The organism is Mycoplasmopsis mucosicanis (genome assembly GCF_006546935.1).
Classification (GTDB): Bacteria; Bacillota_I; Bacilli_A; order Mycoplasmatales; family Metamycoplasmataceae; genus Mycoplasmopsis; species Mycoplasmopsis mucosicanis.
On sequence record NZ_SMDN01000013.1, the window covers coordinates 1 to 19,691 of the forward strand.

The 19,691-nt window shown below is 28.5% G+C and carries 12 protein-coding genes; 10 read left to right on the plus strand and 2 right to left on the minus strand.

The genetic code is table 4. The annotated features are described in order from the left end of the window. Positions 1 to 327: 327 nt before the first annotated feature. The 9 genes from mf1 to E1I18_RS03070 all read left to right on the plus strand — a co-directional run bounded on the left by mf1 (position 328) and on the right by E1I18_RS03070 (position 17,354). Entirely contained in the window at positions 328 to 1,077 is a 750-nt protein-coding gene (gene mf1, locus E1I18_RS03030; RefSeq protein WP_141484127.1) for a diacylglycerol cholinephosphotransferase Mf1, read from the plus strand. Between the two features lie 15 nt (positions 1,078 to 1,092). Continuing rightward, positions 1,093 to 2,376, plus strand: coding sequence for a glycosyltransferase (locus tag E1I18_RS03035; RefSeq protein ID WP_141484128.1), 1,284 nt, complete (start codon positions 1,093 to 1,095; stop codon positions 2,374 to 2,376). 181 nt (positions 2,377 to 2,557) lie between these two features. Then, on the plus strand, positions 2,558 to 5,746 hold the full coding sequence (locus tag E1I18_RS03040) for a hypothetical protein (RefSeq protein WP_141484129.1): 3,189 nt from the start codon (positions 2,558 to 2,560) through the stop codon (positions 5,744 to 5,746). Between the two features lie 157 nt (positions 5,747 to 5,903). Further along, a complete protein-coding gene (locus tag E1I18_RS03045; RefSeq protein WP_141484138.1) occupies positions 5,904 to 6,941 on the plus strand; it encodes a zinc-dependent alcohol dehydrogenase in 1,038 nt (345 codons plus the stop codon). Between the two features lie 203 nt (positions 6,942 to 7,144). Beyond that, positions 7,145 to 8,107, plus strand: a complete 963-nt coding sequence (locus E1I18_RS03050; protein ID WP_141484130.1) for a lactate/malate family dehydrogenase — start codon at positions 7,145 to 7,147, stop codon at positions 8,105 to 8,107. Between the two features lie 215 nt (positions 8,108 to 8,322). Continuing rightward, positions 8,323 to 11,280 carry a DEAD/DEAH box helicase gene (locus tag E1I18_RS03810; RefSeq protein ID WP_141484131.1) on the plus strand — a complete coding sequence of 986 codons (2,958 nt, stop codon included), beginning with the start codon at positions 8,323 to 8,325 and terminating at the stop codon, positions 11,278 to 11,280. 207 nt (positions 11,281 to 11,487) lie between these two features. After that, positions 11,488 to 14,613 carry a type I restriction endonuclease gene (locus tag E1I18_RS03060; RefSeq protein WP_141484132.1) on the plus strand — a complete coding sequence of 1,042 codons (3,126 nt, stop codon included), beginning with the start codon at positions 11,488 to 11,490 and terminating at the stop codon, positions 14,611 to 14,613. 10 nt (positions 14,614 to 14,623) lie between these two features. Next, positions 14,624 to 16,249: an HsdM family class I SAM-dependent methyltransferase gene (locus E1I18_RS03065; RefSeq protein ID WP_141484133.1), complete on the plus strand. Its 1,626-nt coding sequence runs from the start codon at positions 14,624 to 14,626 to the stop codon at positions 16,247 to 16,249. Continuing rightward, a complete protein-coding gene (locus tag E1I18_RS03070) occupies positions 16,242 to 17,354 on the plus strand; it encodes a restriction endonuclease subunit S (protein WP_141484134.1) in 1,113 nt (370 codons plus the stop codon). The genes E1I18_RS03065 and E1I18_RS03070 overlap by 8 nt, the downstream gene beginning before the upstream one ends. On the opposite strand, the gene E1I18_RS03075 is transcribed toward E1I18_RS03070, so the two are convergent. Then, positions 17,351 to 17,827, minus strand: coding sequence for a restriction endonuclease subunit S (locus E1I18_RS03075; protein ID WP_170218535.1), 477 nt, complete (start codon positions 17,825 to 17,827; stop codon positions 17,351 to 17,353). The genes E1I18_RS03070 and E1I18_RS03075 overlap by 4 nt on opposite strands. Positions 17,828 to 17,838: 11 nt before the next feature. Beyond that, positions 17,839 to 18,816: a site-specific tyrosine recombinase/integron integrase gene (gene xerA, locus E1I18_RS03080; RefSeq protein ID WP_141484136.1), complete on the minus strand. Its 978-nt coding sequence runs from the start codon at positions 18,814 to 18,816 to the stop codon at positions 17,839 to 17,841. Between the two features lie 141 nt (positions 18,817 to 18,957). Between xerA and E1I18_RS03085 the strand changes: the two genes are divergently transcribed. After that, positions 18,958 to 19,500 carry a restriction endonuclease subunit S gene (locus tag E1I18_RS03085; protein WP_141484137.1) on the plus strand — a complete coding sequence of 181 codons (543 nt, stop codon included), beginning with the start codon at positions 18,958 to 18,960 and terminating at the stop codon, positions 19,498 to 19,500. Positions 19,501 to 19,691 lie beyond the last annotated feature (191 nt).

Here is a 19,691-nt window from a genome sequence, read left to right on the forward strand (position 1 = left end):
AACAACTCTGCAATATCTTGCTTTCCCGTTTCCCATCATCATAACTATTAGATTTTTCATAGTTTAATTATATCACAAAAATAAAATTATGTTATGTAATGTTATGTAATTTTTTTGTTTAAAAATTTCCCTATGTACTACGTACATAAGGAATTAAAAATATTTTGATTTTGCTTGTAACTCCGAAACTCAGGAGCCAATAATTTGCGTTATTATGACAGTTTTACTTTTTCCATTGATGCTTCATTTAAGAAATAGTTATATGTCTTTGCAATTAATTAAGTGATAAAATTTTTTTCGATTTAGATTGCATATTAGGGGAGTGTTATGAATATTAAGCAACAAAAAACTTATGAATTATTAGTTGAACTTACTGATATTTTGGACAAAAATAATTTTAAATATTCCCTTTTCTATGGATCGTTATTAGGTGCAGTTAGACACAATGGTTTTATTCCTTGAGATGATGATGTAGACATTATTGTTGAACCTGAAGCCTATCAATTTTTAGAAAAAAATTATTCTAATTACTTTAAAACCTCTAATAATTCTAGAAACTTTTTTCCTTTTGGCAAATTTACACACGATGATGAAGACGATCCTGATGCATGTTTTGTTGATGTTTTTGTTGTCATAAAAACAAATATGAAAAATCTAAAGTGACTTAGTTCACTTAAAAATCGTACAAGATTTCTTAAAAACTTCACACACAGAAAACTATTTGATTTTCAATGAGGTGTAAAACTTTTACGTGCATTGCTTTGGTGAGTTAAACCTTATAAAAAGATTTATTATGAAGAAATATATCAAAATCTTTATGATGAAAACGGAGACTTATTCATTGTACTTTTTGCGCCGCAAAAATTACGAGAAGTACTCAAAAATGTGTATAAACAAATAAATTTTGATGCATTGACTACTCATGTTTTTGAGCAAAAAGAGTTTAAAATTTTAAGTAATTGAGAAGAATATTTACTAAATTCTTATGGACCAAATTGAAGAATTCCAAAAAGAACATTTGTTTCAAAACATTTAGGTCTTTATGACCTTGATATTTTCACATCCAAAAAAAGATAGCAATAAGGGGTATTTATGGAAAAAGAATTATGAAGAGATAAAGCAGACTTAATAGGTCTTAAATCAAGACCACTGCGTGTAGTAATGATAGGTGACACATTTATTCCTGTTGTTGATGGAGTTGTGCGTGTGATGGAGAACTATATTGAACAATTTCAAAATAAAAATGTTGAATTTTTAATAATTGCACCCGCTTATAAAGATTATGACTTGCAAAATGATGAAAGATTAACTTATAAACCCTTGCGTGTTAAATGTTCAATTATAAAAATTGGTTCATATCAAGTTTTTAAAACTCCTTTAGGTTCTAAAGATCTAGAAGTAATTGATAAATTTAATCCTGATATTATTCATATACACTCACCATTTTTTGCTGGTCTAATTGGCATACAACTTAAAAAAAGATACAATATTCCATTAGTTTTAACACTAAATACTAATTTCAAGCAATTAGTAAAACAAACAACAAACGATTTTGTTGGTCAATTAAGCGGAATGTTTATCAATAAATTAGTTAAGAATGCAGATACAATTATTCACTTATCACGAACTGATCTTAAACACAGTGGACTAGATAATTTATCGGCTCGCAATATTATTCTAAACACTGGTACTAAGTTAAGTTATCCTGAAAATCCTGACAAAATTCGCCAAATTGCTGTTGATTTATATAACATAGACCCAAATAAAAACAATTTACTTTATGTTGGAAAATTTGTGTGAGAAAAAAATATTAAGTTATTGCTTGATTGCTATAAAAAATTGTTGCAGAGAAGCGATAAATATACTTTAACAATGGTTGGTGGACTTAATAACGAGCAAGAAATTAAGACTTATGCAACAAAAATAGGAATTTATGACAAAATAAAATTTACCGGTGTAATAAATAATCAACAATTGCTTCAAGGTCTATATTTATCACATGATTTATTAGTTTTTCCATCAATTTTTGACACATTTAGCTTGGTTGTCCATGAAGCTGCTTCGCAAGGTTTAGCAAGTCTAGTAGTTAAGAATTCTTCGTCTTCTGAAAACATTATTGATGATCGCAACGGTTTTATATGTGAAGAAGATTCTCAATCATTTTGCAATAAGATTGAAGAAATTTTTGCTAACAAAAAATGACTTAAAGTTGTAGGTCAATATGCACGATCATTACCTTATAGTTGAGATGAAGTTGTTGAAAACACTATCGATGAGTATATGTATACAATTCGAAAATACTATGACGTTTTTAGACTAGCACGTCTTAAAAAATTATCTGCAAAAGTTCATAGCAAGTTTGTAAAAAAAATCTAAATTTTTAGAAATTTACTTATTTTTTTAAGCATAGCAAAAATAATTAATTAGTAAAAATTTACCAAAAGTACTCAAAAACGTGTATATTGGTAAATTTTTTTTGAATTTTTTTATTAAAAAATACATTTAATTATGATATATAAATATTTATAAAAGAAACAACATAGGAGTTAATAATATTATGGATTTCAGTAAAGTTAATAAGAAAGTTCTTTTTTCAGTGATTGGTGCAGTAGGTGGAGCAGCGGCAATTGGAACAATTGCAGGTGTGAGTGTTGCTGTAAATAATTCAAATAAAAAGAATGCATTATTAAAACAATTTAAAAAAGAAAAAGATGAACTTAAAAGAGAAGTTGAAAAACTTTATGAAGGTCATAAAGACAGGGACGCAAAACTTAACGAACTTAAAGATCTCAAATCACTTGAACAATTAAAAACTTTTAGTAAACAACTAAAAGGTAATTTTGATGCATTAGTTAGCGTTGATGATAAGTTCTTAAATTTAGTTTCAGAAGATAAAAAAGATCAGTTTAAAACTAAAAAAGAAAGTGCTAAGACAATTAAACAACTTGAAGACTTAAAATCAGAATTAGTTGGTCAACTTAAATCGCAACTAAGCGATAAAGCAAAAAATGTGCTTGATGAGAACAAGAAAAACGAAATTATTAATGATATTGAAAAACTTGAAAATGATTCTAGTTATGAACAATTGAATAAAAAAATCGATGACCAAGTCAATGAACAAGGTGGAATAATTGCAACTCTTCAAGCTCGTATTGAAAAATTAATCAATGAAAATATTCATAACGATGAACTAAAAGCACAATATTTAATGCAAACTAAACAACTCAATGATGAAAAAGCACTAGAAGAACTTGAAAAAACTATTCAAAGTGAAATTGATCAAACCAACCAAGCAAGAGAAAATGCTAAAAAACTCCTTGATAAACTTTCTGATGACAACAAAGTAAAAGTGGCTAATAAAGATAAAGTCGAAGACCTTAAATCAACAAAAGAAACGTTAAATGAAGTTGCTCAACTATTGCAAAATGAGTACGATAAGTTGATTGTTGATGCAAAAGAAAAAATTAAAGTTGCTGAAGGCTCAGATGAGTATGCTCAATGATTAAAAGAATTAGACGACAAAACTCCTACTGAATCAAGATTAAAAGAAATTCAAACAAAAGCAATGTCTCTTTTTGATAAAGAAAAAATATCGCTTTCAAAAGAACTTGATAAATTAAGTGATCAAGAAACTCAAAAAGTAAACTTTAAAAAACAATTAAGTGATGCAAAAAACATTGAAGATCTTAAAAAAACTAGAACAGCAGTTCTTTTATTAATCGATCAAACCAATGAAGCAAGACAAAAGGCTATCACTCTTCTTGACAAATTTTCAGATGATAATGATGTTAAAAAAAATAACAAAGACAAAATTAGAGATCCTAAATCTTCTAAAAAAACACTTGATGAGGTTACTCAAACATTAGAAGACGAATACAATAAGCTGGTTACTGAAGCAAAAACAAAAATTGCAGTTGCAGAAGGCTCAGAAGAGTACACTCAATGAAGCAAACAATTAACTGACAAAGAACTCAATGAAAAAGATTTAAAGGGATTGGAAGCTAAAGCAAATGAACTTTTTAACTCTGTTAAGAAAAATCTTGATGCTGAGATAGAAAAATTGGATAATGGCGATCAACAAAAAACTGAACTTAAAAATCAATCAACTGCAGCCAAAAATATTAAAACACTTAATGAAATTAAAGTTAAACTTGATGAACATAAAGAACATTTAAAAGTATTGGACAAAGTAAAAGAATTAAAAGAAAAAGTTTCTAAATCTAAATTGCATGATACTAGAAAACAACAAATAAATGAGTTGCTTGATCACGCAACTCCAGATACAATTGCTGATATTGAAATGAAAATAGAAAAAGCAATAGAAAATCAAGCTGAACTCGATAAAAAACTGCCTATTGCTCAAGAAAGTCTTAATAAATTAAATGACGGCGAGCTTAAAAATAGATACAAAACTATTCTAGAAAAAGTTGACTTAACTGCTCAAGAAGCTGAAAAAGTAACATTAGAAATTGAGAAATATCTAGAAAATCTTAAAACTGAAGCAAGAAAATTTATAATGGAAAATATTGATGAAAGCAATCAAAGAACATTTATAGCTCTTGTTGATGGTGCTGAAACTGAAATGCAAATTTTAAATGCAAAACAAAAAGTTATAGATATTAATAAATCAAGTTATGATACAACTCACAAATTAGCTTCTGATGCTATTGATCGATTATCAGATAATAACCCAAATAAAAATACATATAAAGCCCAATTTGATGAAGCGAAAGAGATAACTCTAAAAAATATCAATCTTTTAGACAAAATTAGAATTGAAATTGATGAATACTTAAAAGAGTTAAAAACAAAAACAAAAGAGTCAATTGATAAGGCCTTAAGTGATCATGTATTATTTCCTCACGATAAATCCGTTGAAACATATAAAGGTTTATCTGAAGAGTTTAAAAAAATAAATAAGAGATCAGCTACAGAAGATACATTATTAAGATTAAAGGAAACTGCGGAAAAGAGTTATGCAAATGCCTTAAGGTTTTTTTACACTTCGAGACTCGAAGACTGAAGAACTATTCAATTTTTCAATGAATTATATGGATTTGTGAAAAAGGCAAAAAATATAAAGGAAATCTATAATGCAACCTTATTAACTTCTGTATTAGAAAAACTAACATTCCTCAATGTTTCGTCTAACGAATACAATGAATTTTCAGAAAAACTATGACATCTAGAAATTAATGACGACCATTTTCAAGAAAAATTACAGGATATATATCAAAAACTTCTTCAATTGCCTGTATTAAATCAAAAAGACAAAGTAACTAGTGAACTTAATGATTTCTTATCTCATCTAGATGAAGAAACAAAAAAAGCTTTTTCATCAACGATTGAATCAAGTAAGGATGACGTATCATATTTGAATTTTTTAAATTACATTATTAAACCTTATCTTGAATTAGGTATTCAAAATGAGGCGCTAAATATAATAAATTCAACCGGTTTATCATTTGAAAAAAAACAGCAATACAAAGAAAAACTTAGTGGTTTATGACAACCAGAATTTATTGATGACTTATTAATGAATGAAGTCGGTTTCATTGATTTCTCTAAACATCTTTCAGATTTTACTCAGCTATTGGACAAAAATCACTGACCAAATCTAACAGAAACTCAAAAAGCATTGTTTAAGAAAATTGTTGACACAAAGCCAATGAAATTGTCTGTTATTTTTGAACTACTTAGACTTGCTAACAAATTTAATGAAGAAAACAAAACAGAAAAGGTGTAAAACACCTTTTTATATTTAATTATTTAAGTTATTATTAAGGAATTTTTAACCTTTTTTAAACTTTTGCTTTAAAAGTTATAAAATTTAGTTGATACATAATTTTATGTATGTATATTCTAAATATAAGATAAGAAAGAAGGATAAAAATATGGCTAAAATGAAAGCTTTTGTGGTTAGAGAACCACGTAAATGAAGCGTTGAAATGGTTGACATTCCAGAACCAAAAGAAAAAGAAGTTCTAATTAAAATGGAAACCAGCGGTATTTGCCACACCGACTTGCATGCAGCAAACTTTGACTGATTGGTTGAACCTAAATATCCATTAATTCCAGGTCACGAAGGTATTGGTATTGTTGAAAAATTAGGTCCAGGATGTACTCACCTTAAAGTAGGAGACAGAGTATGTCTTGCATGACTTCACGATGCTTGTGGTCACTGTGAATTCTGTTTAACAGGTAAAGAAACACTTTGTCCAAACCAAAATATGTCTGCTTACACCAAAGATGGTTCATATGCAGAATATGCAATTGGACATGAAGACTTTGTTGGAATTGTTCCTAAAGATTTAGACATCGTTACTGGTGCTCCAGTTGTTTGTGCTGGTGTTACAACATATAAAGCTGTTAAACAAGCAAAACTAAAACCTGGCGACTTTGTTGCTGTTATTGGTGTTGGTGGTCTTGGACAAATGGCAATCCAATATGCTAAGGCAATGGGATACCGTCCAATTGGTATTGACTTATCTGATGAAAAAGTTGAATTAGCTCTTAAATCAGGTGCTGAATTTGCATTTAACTCTAAAAAAGTTGACGCAGTTGAAGCAGTTATTAAAGCAACAAATGGTGGAGCTCATGGTGTAGTTAACACATCAGTTGCAACTCAAGCTGCAGTACAAGGTATGTCAATGCTTCGTCGTGGTGGACGTCAAGTACTAGTAGGTCTTCCAGCTAAAGACAAATTAGGTAAAGATGACTTCCCTGTATCAGTATTCTGAACAGTTCTTCTTGAACGTGAATTAGCAGGTTCAATTGTTGGTACACGTAAAGACTTAAGCGAAGCATTAGACTATGCTGCTAGAGGACTAGTTAAATCAGAAGTAACTAAAATTGTTAAACTTGACGAAGTTGCTGACATTTTTGAAAAACTTGAAAAAGGTGAATTCCTTGGTCGTGCTGTAATCGACTTTAGAAAATAAAATTATCCTTTTAAGCACTCCTTGCGAGTGCTTTTCTTTTTCAGTTTTACAATTTTGCACATATTATTTTCAATATTTTTCCACATTATCTATTAAATTATGGAAAAAATACCATTTTTATTTTTTTTATTAGTGTTATGATTAAAATGACATTATAATCAAAGCATAAAATTAAATATCTATAAAAATTAAGGGAGGATATTATGAAAAAAATTATCGTAGTTGGATTAGGTAACGTTGGATTTACATACGTAAATATTTCGGTTGCAAGAGGTATTGAAGCTGAATGAGTATTTGTTGATAAAAACGAAGACATTGCTTTAGCACATGCAATTGACTTTTCAGATATGGTTTCAATCTTACCAAGAAATGGTTCTAAATTTAGAGTAGGTACTCTAGAATCAGATGGTGCAGATGCTGACATTGTTGTAGTTTGTGCCTCAATTCCAGCAGACAAATCATTTAGTGACCGTCTTGCTTTAGCTGGTGCAAACGCAAAATTAATGAAAAATTTTGGTGACACATTGAAAAAAGTTGGTTTCAAAGGTACAGTTATTGTTGCTGCTAACCCTTGTGATGTTATGGCTGCTGTATTCCACTATGCATCAGGTCTTCCAGCAGAAAAAGTTATTTCAGCAGGTACAATTCTTGACTCAGCAAGACTTAAAAAACTTGTATCACACTACTTCAATGTAGAATCAGATTCAGTAACTCTTTCAATGATTGCAGAACACGGTGCTTCTGCAGTTCCTGTATGATCAAGCGCTAAAGTAGGTGAAACATTTATTAAAGACCTTCCACAATTCACAGAAGAATTAAAAGAACAACTATACGTTGATTCTAAAAAAGTTGCTTTCGAAATTTTCTCACGTAAAGGAAATACACAATTTGGTATTGGTACTTCACTATACGAAATCACTGCAGCAATTCTTAACAACAAACGTAAAATCATGACAGTTGGTGTAAAACTTCCTAACGACTTCAAACACCCTGGAATTTACTTCACAATTCCTGTAATCGTTGGTGAAAATGGTTATGAGTACCTAAAAGAAAAAATGTCTCTAACTCCAGAAGAATGAGAAAGATTCAACAAAGCTTCTGAAGGTTTTTGCAAAGTACACAACGACACATTAGGTCAAGTTGGTGTTACACACAAATTTAAATAATAATCTTAAATTATTATCGAAATTAGCATCAATCAAGATGCTAATTTTTGTATGCTTTTATAAATTAAACCTCATTTCACTCCTACCTAAATATGAAAATTCAACAGCAAAAATGAATAGTTTTAATTTTGCGACATTCAAAAAACAATCATTTTGCATGCTTTCATGCAATTATTTATAAAATTACTTTTAGTAATTAAATATAGGACTTAAAAATGGAACAAATTAAAAACAAAATTCTTGATCAATGAATAATGATTGAGTACATTACTGAAGGCAGTTATGACGAGAAAAGTTATGATAAACTTGCGCAAAAACCAGCTCACCAAAGCTACTATGATTTTTTTTATTCAAATATGCTAGGACGCAAAGGTGTCATTTTACTTTTTGACATTTTTGAATCAAGAGATTTTATTGAAGCATTGTGCAAAAAATATGGCTTAAACGAAAATGAATTAGATTCAATTAAAGCTGATAAAAAATTCACTTTTGCTCTTTGTTTTGATGAGAACTTGTCACTTAAAGAAGACTTAATATTTTTTACTTGAAGTGGCTATATTTTTAAAAACCTAGAAAATTTTGATTTTTTTTCAAAATTTGAAGATTTTACAAAATTCGAAAATGATTTCAAAGTTGAAATCAAACGACTTTTTACGAATTCAGACGACATAGATGAAAAAGAATTTTTCGATAAAGCTTTTGAAACTTTGCAAAGTAGTTATGTAGAAAACATTGAGCAAGCACGATATAAATTTAGTGAGTATAGTCTTGAAGAAGAATTTAAAAATATGCACTCATTCTTTATTAATGATTTAATGAAAGCAAAAACTTTATCAGCAGAAAATCTACTAAAAACTTATCTTGCACCACTAGATGATAAAATCAAAGCAAGACGCATTAATTTAGATAATAAATCACCTTACAATAAAAATTATTTTGAAGATATTTTGTCTCCTTCGAAATACACTAGTGCAAGATATCCAAGCAACACAAAACACTCTCTTTCGTTAATGCAACAAGTAGCACTTAATTTAATTGTTGATGAAAATTATGAAAATGTGCGTATGAAGAGTGTAAATGGACCTCCCGGAACTGGAAAAACAACACTTTTAAAAGATGTTTTTGCTGAATTAGTTTGCAAACAATCATATTTGATAGCTAGCAAAAAATTATCTGAAATAAAATACGAGGAAGAAAAAGATAAAAAAGAGGGCGAATATAATATTGGAATATTGCCGCAAGCCATTGCTGATAATGGTATTTTTGTTGTTAGTTCAAATAATGCTGCTGTGCAAAATATAGTTAATGAACTACCTTTGCTTGATAAAATTGATGAAAATTTTAAAGATCATTTACTAGCTGCAAATTATTTTATAGATACAGCAAATAGCATTTCTTCATCAAAACAAAATACAGATAATGAAGAAACTAATGTTGATGATAAACAAAAATGAGGCCTTTTTTCTCTTGAAGGTGGTAAGAAATCAAACGTTGACAAAATAATTAATTCGATTAAATGTGCAATTAAAGAATTAGCGGGTTATGATCAACGTAATCATGAACATGTGTATCGTGAATTTTTAGATCTTTATAACAGAGTCGAAGCACAAAAAATTAAAATGCAAGAATATGCAGAGAAATTAAACGCTTTAGACCAAGAGGCTAAAAAAATAATTGATGATTTTAAAGCACAAAATCAACAAATTGATAAAAAAGACATAAATATAACTTTTGTATTGGAATACCTACAAAAACAACACAATGAAGTTGAAAACAATATTCAAGAACTCAATGACCAAATTAAAACTATTGACCTTGAAATCGATGCAAAAAAACTAAAAAGACCTAGTTGAATATGCAGATTATTTAGAACCAAAAAATATAAAAAATACATAGCGGAAATTGAGGTAGTCCTCAATAAAAAAATTGCTTTAAGCAGTCAATTAAACACCCAAAAAACTGAGAAAAACAAATTGAACAAATATATCAATGAAGTTCAGGAAGTTATACAATTCATAGATGAAATTGAAAGTGATCTAGCAACTAAAAACATCAAAAAATTTGATTATACTGCTCAAAATTCTGATTTTCAGAAGACCAATCCATGATTTAATGAAGAATATAGAAAAATGCAGACTGAATTATTTATTTTGTCTTTAAAAGTAAGAAAGCACTTTTTAAGCTTTAATATTCAGAATTTAAGATTTGCAATGGATATTTGAAACAATCAACGAAAACAACAAGTTAAAAGAAAACCAGAATTAATTCGTTATGCATGACATTGAATAAATATGGTGATTCCCGTGATTAGTTCAACTTTTGCAAGTGTTGGCAGAATGTGTGAGAACCTTAATGAAAACTCAATGGGCCATCTTTTTGTTGATGAGGCTGGTCAAGCAGTTCCTCAAGCAGCCGTAGGTGCAATTTTTAGAAGCAAATATGTAAGTGTAGTAGGAGATCCTTTCCAAATTGAACCAGTTTCAACAATTGATAAAAATGTCCTAAATTGAATTAATGCACAATATAATTTACCAGAAGACTTTAACACATCTGTGCAAGAACTCATTGATAAAAATGGCGCATATGGTTACAAAAAACACGATGAACGTTGAATAGGTATTCCCCTTTGAGTTCATCGAAGATGCAAAAGTCCAATGTTTGATATTTCTAACGAAATATCATATGACAATAATATGGTGCAAGGTATTCCTGATAAAGATTCACAAGGTCAAGGATTTTGAATCAATGTTAAAGGAAGCGTCCAAGGTAGACACTATGTTGAAAAGCAATATCAAGTCCTACTATCTGGACTTGAAAATTTGAAGAAATCTAATATCAATATGCAAGATATCTTTGTTATCTCACCTTTTAAAGCAGTAGCAGACAAAATATCTAGACAACTAAAAGAAAAGTTTAAAGAAATAAAAGTAGGAACCGTCCATACTTTTCAAGGAAAAGAAGCAAAAATTGTGTTTTTGGTTTTAGGTTGCGATAACTCATGCATTGGTGCTGCTAGATGAGCTATGGGAAGTATGCATCCAAATATTATGAATGTTGCTGCAACAAGAGCAAAAAATGTATTTTTTGTAATAGGTGACAAAGACTTATTTTCTGAATTGAAAAGTTCAGTGATTAGAGCTTCTTTAGAAAATCTAGAGGTTAAAAACATTTAAAACAAGTATGTTATACATCTTGTTTTTTTGTATCATGATGGTGTATTTTATAGAGATGTTTTATTAAACAAATATAGGTTTAAGCGAATTACTTAACTTTTCAATTATATTTGCGTTGTTTTGAGACACAATAAGCTCATTTTAATAACAAAATCAAACTTTAACTGATATCTAATTATATAATTAAAATAATTAAGGTGGTATACGATGTCAAAAGGTGATTTTAATGAAAAAACTCGAGTCCAGGTTCCAGCAATGGTGCATTTAACACGGTTAGGTTATGAGTACTATGGAAAACTAGAATCAACAGATAAAGACATAAAATATGATCCTGAAACAAACATATTAATTCAAGTTTTTGAAGAACAATTTCAAAAATTAAACCCTGATCATAAAGGTGATATTAAAAGTGTTCTAGGTGATATAAAACAGGTCTTAGGTAACGATGATCTAGGTCGCTCATTTTATAAAAAACTTGTATCAGCAAACAAAAGATTGATTGATTTTGAAAATCCAGATAATAATGTATTTCATTTTACTGCTGAATTTACATATTTAAACGAGAATGATAAGTTTAGACCTGACATAACATTGTTTATTAATGGTCTCCCTCTAGTTTTTATAGAGGTTAAGATACCTAATAATACTGACGGAATCATTGCTGAAAGCGATCGAATGGACGATGAAAGATTAAAGAATGAGAAATTTAGAAAATTTTTAAATATTACTCAGTTGATGATTTTTTCTAACAATATGGAATATTCTTCAAATGGTGGAATTAAACGAATTGAAGGTGCTTTTTATTGCACAACCTCAAAGGACAAAGCATTCTTTAATGTGTTTAGAGAAGAAGGTGATTTTTACAATGAATTTCCATATAAAGAAATAAATGTCGATGCTGAAAGGCAAATTTTCAATGACTTAAATTGTCACATTTTACATAGCACACCTGAGTACGAGGTAAATCTAAGTAAAACATCCCCTACAAACCAAATTATCACATCAATGTGTAGCAAAGAGAGATTATTATTTTTGCTTAAGTATGGCATTGCGTATATTGATTCAACACGCGAGGAAGACGGAAAAATTAAAAGAATATACCAAAAACATATTATCCGATATCAACAAATGTTTGCGTGTCTTGCAGCAAAAAAAAGATTGAGTGAGGGTGTTAAATCAGGAATAATATGACATACTCAAGGAAGTGGTAAAACTGCATTATCATATTTTTTGACTAAATATTTGACTGATTATTACGCTAAAAGAAATACGGTTGCTAAATTTTATTTCATAGTTGATAGACTTGATTTGCTTGAACAAGCTAAACAAGAATTTGAAGCAAGAGGCTTGGCCGTAAGGACATATAATAATCGTGACAAATTAATGAAACACTTTAAAGAGAATCATTCTTCTGATGGTAACAACGGAAGACTAGAAATTACTGTTATTAATATTCAACTTTTTAAAGAAGATGATACAAAAATTGAATTTCCAGCCTATTCCACACAACTACAAAGAATATTTATAGTTGATGAAGCACATAGAGGTTATAAACCAAACGGCACATTTCTTGGTAATTTATTTAATTCTGACCCTAATTCAGTCAAAATTGCATTGACTGGTACTCCATTATTAAAAGAAGAAACTGCTTCAAGAAAAGTTTTTGGTAAATATTTACACACATATTATTATGATAAGTCAATACAAGATGGCTATACACTAAAAATTCTAAGAGAAGATATTGAAACAACTTATAAAAACAATTTAAATGAAATATATAAGAAATTTCTGGAAAACATTGTGATTGGTTCTGGCGAAATAAAACTATCAGATATTCTTGAACACGACTCATATGTTAAAGAATTTACAAAATATGTTATTAAGGATTTGCAAGAGTTTAGACATTTTCATAAGGATAATACATTAGGTGGGATGATAATTTGCAAAAGCGCAGAACAAGCTAAAAAAGTATACGAATTTTTTGAAGAAATACAAAAAGATCACGATTTTTCATTAGGACCAGATGCTAAAAAATGTTTAAAAGCTGCATTAATAATTCATGATTTTGAAGATAAAAACACTCGTAATATTTGAATTAATGAATTCAAAAAAGATATGAGTATTGATGTATTAATTGTCTATCAAATGTTATTAACTGGTTTTGATGCACCAAGACTTAAACGTTTGTATTTAGCACGCGAACTAAAAGATCACAGTTTGCTTCAGGCTTTAACACGTGTTAATAGACCATATAAAGATAACCAATATGGTTACATAATTGATTTTGCAGATATAAGACAGAATTTCGATGAGGCAAATCAAGCATATTTAAATGAGTTAGATAAATTTAATATTAATGAAAATGATGAATACACCAGCATATATAGTAGCATTATGGAAGATAAGGATAAGATTCTCGCTGATATCAACAAATCAAAAAATAATCTTTTTGAATATGATTTAATGAATCGTGAAAAATTTAGTCAAGATATTTCAAATATTGATGATAGAAATAAATTATATAAACTTCGCAATTCGCTACAAAACTGGATAGAACATTATAATATCGATAGAAGTTATGGTAAAGATGAAAATAAGTTGTTGAATTTAGATATCGAACGCAATCAACTTGCAGATTTGCTTAAAATTGTCAACGCAAGAATTCAACTCAAAAGTAAAGAAGTGAATAAAGAAAATATTAAACCTCTATTGAATGATGTTTTACGTCATCTTACTTTTCATTTCAAGCATGTGAACAAAGGACAAAATGATGAACTAAAAATTATTTCTCATAATGAACTTTGAGAGAAAATGAACGTATTTTATCAAGAAATAGAGAGAAATATTGACCGTGATAATCCAAAATTTAAATTATTGATTGAAATAGTAGAACAACATCTAGAAAACTTCAAAATTAAACCTGTAACTCCTGACGAGTATATGAACTTAATTAAATTATTAACTAGTAAAACAGCTGAAATAAAAGAAATAAATCGCATAAATAGTAATATTAAGAGTAAATATAATGATGATATTAAATATCTAAAAATACATAATTGAATCAATGAAGAAAAAAATGAATGCAAAAAACAGCAAAAAGATTATTTATCAAACTTAAAAAATGATATCGATATATGAATTGCATTAAAAACAATAAAGAATGAAATTGATGAAGAAATTTATAACAGTAAAAATATTGTAAATAATGATGAATACTTCGAGAGCCTCATTATGAGTAATATTGCAAAGTTAAATTTATCAACTTCTACATCTGACAAAATAAAATTACGAGACAAAATTAAATCACAATACAAAGAACAATTAAATAAATAGGGAGTTTACTTTGAATCAAGAAGCAAAACAGAAAACTATCCAAATTATTGATGAACTAAAATCAACATGTCAAGCATTTGGATTAGGGAATGATGGAAATGAATACAAAATAATAACACAAGTGTTTTTATACAAGTTTGTAAATGACAAATTTAGTTATGAAATAAAGAAACTAAATAAAAATCTAGCAACTTCAGTTAAATGAGAAGACGAGTATTCAAAAATGAGCGAGGATGAAAGACAAAATCTTCTTGATCAGTTAAGTCCTGATTTTGCTCGTCTCGAACCACATCATTTATTAACGAGTTTATGAAATCAAAAGCAAAAAGAAGATTTTGCAACAATATTTGATAAAACTATGATAGAAATAGCTCAAAAAAATAGTGGGATTTTTTCAACTCAAACATCATTAAATACAAAAGTTCCGATTTTTGAAAAACTTACAATTTATATCCCTGATGATGGTGAACGTTCTAATTTTGCTAGGGCATTGATAGACAAACTAGTTAATTTTTCATTTGAGGATGCATTTACTCAACATTATGATTTTTTTGCATATATCTTTGAATATTTGATTAAAGACTACAACACTAATGGTGGTGGAAAATATGCTGAATACTATACACCACATGCAATAGCATCAATAATGGCTAAATTGCTTGTCGGAGATAAGAAAAATTATCACAGTGTTGAAATTTATGATCCTTCTGCTGGTACGGGAACACTTTTAATGGCGCTTTCGCACCAAATCGGAGAGAAAAAATGTGCAATTTTTGCACAAGATATATCACAAAGAAGTAACAAAATGTTGAAACTTAATCTTATATTAAATGGTCTCATATCATCACTAAAAAACATTATTCAGGGTGATACTTTGACAAACCCTTACCATATGAGCGGAGATAATTTAAAAACCTTTGATTTTGTTGTTTCTAACCCTCCATTTAAAATGGATTTCTCTGAAACAAGAGAAAAAATTGCGACAATGCTTAATCGTTTTAAAGATGGAGTTCCAACAGTACCGGCAAAGAAAAAAGAAAGTATGCCTATATACACACTATTTATTCAACACGTCATTAATTCATTAAAAAAAGATATTGGAAAAGGTGCTATTGTTGTCCCTACAGGATTTATAACTGCAAAATCAGGTGTTGAAAACAAAATTCTTAAAAGGATCGTTGACGAAAAAATAGTTTATGGTTGTGTAAGTATGCCTTCTAATGTGTTTGCAAATACAGGAACAAATGTATCGGTTTTATTTTTTGATAAGTCAAAAAACCATGACGAGGTCATTTTAATAGATGCTTCGAAATTAGGAGAAGACTATCGAGATGGAAAAAATAAAAAAAGAAGACTTACCAAAGATAATATTGATTTAATTATTAATACTTTTAATAAAAAAGAGTCAGTTGATGAGCTTTCGGTTGTTGTTAGTTATGACGAAATAAAAGAAAAGAATTATTCTCTTTCTGCTGGTCAATACTTTGATATAAAAATTGAATATATAGATATGGCACCCGAAGAATTTGAAGCAAAAATGAATGAGTATAAGCAAGAACTTCAGGATTACTTTGCGGAAGGAGAAAAGTTGCAAAAGGAAATAATGGAGCAACTTGAAAAAGTAAAGTATGAGTAAGATAAGTATTGGAAAAAATTTATATTTAAAAGGTAGGGTTGGTTGGAAAGGATTAAAAAAATCTGAATATCTTAATTCAGGTGAATATAGAATTATTAATGCCTTAGCTTTAGAAGAAAACAAAATTAATTGAAACAAAGCAGGTTATATTAGCAAAGAAAGATACGAAGAATCTCCAGAAATAATGCTGCAAAAAAATGATATTTTGATTTCAAAGGATGGAACATTAGGGAAAATTGGATATGTAGACGAACTAGATACTAAAACAACTATTGCTTCCGGAATTTTTTTGTTGAGAAATACTAGTCCAGAAGCTATAGACACTAGATATCTATATCAACTCTTAAAAAGCAATATATTTAAAGATTTTATAAAAAATAATAAGGCAGAGGGAAGCACTATAAATCACCTTTACCAAGCTGATTTGGTAAATTTTGAAGTGGACTTTCCATGTTTATCATTACAAAATTCAATTTCAAGAATACTAGATAGTATAGACAATAAGATTTCTATAAATAACAAGATAAACGATAATTTATTGAATATGGCTCAAGATATATATATGCACTACTTTTTCAAGAAATCTCCTAATGGAAAACTAAATGACATTATTTTAGAGTCCGATAAATCAAAAATTCAAGTAGGCGATGCTAAAAATTGTATTGGTCAATATCCATTTTTTACAAGTGGAACTTCAATACTAACTTGGAATGAATATTTTGTAGATGGTAGATACTGCTTCCTTAATACCGGCGGTAATGCAGATGTCAAATTTTATGCAGGAAAATCTGCTTACTCAACCGATACGTGGTGTATTTATACAAATAACAATATGACTGACTATATGTATTTACTATTATTAACTTTAAAAGAAGAATTAAATAAAAAGTATTTTCAGGGAACAGGTCTAAAACATTTGCAAAAAGACCTTCTAAAAAATAAGGATATTTATATACCTACAGAAATTGAATTATCTAATTTTAATAATATTATTGAGCCATTATTTAATAATATTTCTAAAAATACAAGCGAGATAGAAAAACTTGTTGGACTACGAGACTTCCTCTTACCTCTACTTATGAACGGTCAAGCAAAAATAGATTAGTAAACTAAATTATCGTTTATCTGTTTGTTTAGCATTATTTTTTTGTCCAACGCACAAAGTATTTTTGTTTTTTCTATTTGCTTATTAAATGGTAAATCTTCTATCAAGAATGAATTTAAAATATTCATTGTTAAAAATTTTGTTTGCGAACCTTGAGATAATCTCTTAAAATTACTTAAGTTTATCTTTAAATTATAGAAAATATAATCAATATCATATCCAATTTTAGCAGTTATGATGTATGTCCTTTGGTAAGCATTAAATTTACCTTTATACCTCTGACAGTGAAATTTTCCTTGTGCATTATTCCCGGCAAGCAATATAGCGTCCATATCATATGCAAATTCATCAATTCTTAGTGGTTCTGCACCACAAGTGAAATATGGGTATATTCCTTTATCATTAGCAGCATTTGAATCTAATTTCCCGGTAATAATTTCTGCCACTTCTGTTAATTTCTTATATTTTTTCACAATATCACCTCTTATCCTATATATTTTTGATGTGCTATTTTTACATTGCTTTGTTTTACCATAGCATATTTTAGTGTGGTATCTACCTTTTCATGTCCTAACAGTCTTTGAACCTGTTCTATAGGCATTCCTTTATCTATTGCAATAGTTGCAAGAGTTCGTCTAAATTTATGTGGATGAACTTTTTTTATATTTAACTTTTCTCCTATTTTTCTGAGCCTTGATTCTATACCATTTATTCCAATTCTATCATATGGTGCTTTAAGTGAAACAAATAGTGCTTTGTTGTTATCTTTTCTAGATTCAAGGTAATTTCTTAAGTGTATTTTAGTTCTTGCATCAAAATAAACAATTCTTTCCTTATTTCCTTTTCCTAACACCAAACATTCTCTTTCGTTAAAGTTGATATCTTGAATATTTAGCTTCACCAATTCACCAACTCTCATACCTGATGAAACTAAAATATCTATTAATGCAAGATCTCTATAATTTTCTACATTATCTCGCATAACTTCTAACTCTTCATCTGAATAAGTTTCTTTAACAGTAACAGGTGATTTCACTTTCTTTATTCTTCTTACTGGACTTTTAATGATAAAATTTTCGTCTTCTAATCAGGAAAAGAAACTAGATAATATTCTTCTGATATTATCTATAGTTACTTTGCTAGAATTATTTTTTTGCTGATAACTAGACAAATAATTTCTTAGATCATTTGTATCTATTTCATTAATTGATTTGTTAAGTGAATTAAGCATTAAACTAATTGTAGAAACATAATATTTGATAGTATTTTCTGAACAACCTTCTAATTTTTTTGAGTCAAGGAATAAATTTACTAATTCCTCATTCGTTTTAATTTCTTCTTCCATATCATTAAATAATGCAATTAACTCAAAATTTAAGATATTCTCAAGCTTTCTGATTTGGTTATTATTTAATGTGCTTTGCATTTTTTGTATGATATTTTTTATAATTTTTTCTTTCATTATATCTCCGTCGTAAAATAAATCTTCTTTCAAGTGCTGTTCTTTCAATTTTCTTCAGCATATGATTGAAATTAATTTTATTTTATATACAAGATAAACGATAATTTAGAGAAGCAAATTAGATTAGAATATGAATATTTAATGACTAAGGTTAAAAATAATAAAATAATTGGTAAACAATTATTATCAAAAGATCTAGTTAATGTTCAAACAGGTAAAGAAGATGCAAATTTTGCAGTCAAAAACGGAAAATATAAGTTCTTCACATGTTCAAACGAACATTTAAATTGCAATGAATACAAATTTAATAGTTCATCCATCATTATTGCAGGGAATGGTGATTTTAATGTTAAGCACTACTCAGGAAAGTTTAATGCATACCAAAGAACATATGTATTAACACCACAAAAAGATTATTACGCTATATTGTATTTATCATGTGTAGATAGTATAGACAGGTTTAAATCTAAATCCTCTGGCTCGATTGTTAAATTCATAACGAAGAATGATATAGAAAGTATTCCAGTATTCATTCCCTATGATAAAAATATTTTAAATAGATTCAATAAATTATTGACTTTAAAGGAGAATAATACTATGGAAAATGAATATCTAATATCACTTAGAGACTTCCTCCTACCTCTACTTATGAACGGCCAAGCAACAATTAAATTGATTCAATAAATTATCGTTTATCACACAAAAAAATGAAAAATTCCACATCATAATTATTAATATAATATTAAAATGTGAAATCTAAAACATAATGAACCGCTTGAGATAGGTTAGTTTAATTGTAAATGTTATATCATGTTTGTTAAAAATAACTAACAAGATTTTGTTTTTAATACCGTTATTTGATAGTTTTTTTGGTT